The following is a 509-nucleotide window of genomic DNA, read 5'->3' on the forward strand; positions in this document are numbered from 1 at the left end:
GTGACTCCTGCACGGCTCGTGTGTGCGGCGCGTGGCGTGCCGTCGTGTCTCAGGGCGATCAGACTCGGGGCGATCAGCCGGCGGGAACTCAGCCGGGCTGATCGCCCTGAGGCACCGCACCCATTCCCACGCCGGGCTCGCACACCTTCCAGGCGCCGTCCTCATTGAGCATCCGTACCTGCTCTGGCGCGGACTCGTCGGATTCCGACTCCACGGTGGCGGTGGCGACATCGCCCTCGATCTCGACCCCGGTGACCTCGAGATCCTGCGGGAACGAACCCGCGATGGACTCGCGCAGCATCGCGTCGAGGTCGGTGCCGGTCTGCTCGCCGGAGGCGGTGATGTTGTCGACCAGGTCCTGCGGCACCCGGTTCTCGGCGCAGAGATGGCTGTTGAACTCGGCGAACGAGTCCGAGGCGGTCATGTCGCGGAGAGTCTGCTCGACCGCGCGCTCCGCGCGATCCGAGGACGACATCGGCCCGGCCGCGACGAGCCACACGAGTGCGGCG

At 69.4% G+C, this 509-nt stretch carries 1 protein-coding gene; it reads right to left on the minus strand.

Annotation, left to right across the window (positions count from 1 at the left end; all coding sequences use genetic code 11):
- Positions 1-88: 88 nt before the first annotated feature.
- A partial coding sequence (locus G6018_RS16275) for a hypothetical protein (protein ID WP_182640182.1) occupies positions 89-509 on the minus strand: 421 nt, incomplete at its 5' end.

The organism is Dietzia sp. DQ11-44 (assembly GCF_014145205.1).
GTDB classification, from domain to species: domain Bacteria; phylum Actinomycetota; class Actinomycetes; order Mycobacteriales; family Mycobacteriaceae; genus Dietzia; species Dietzia natronolimnaea.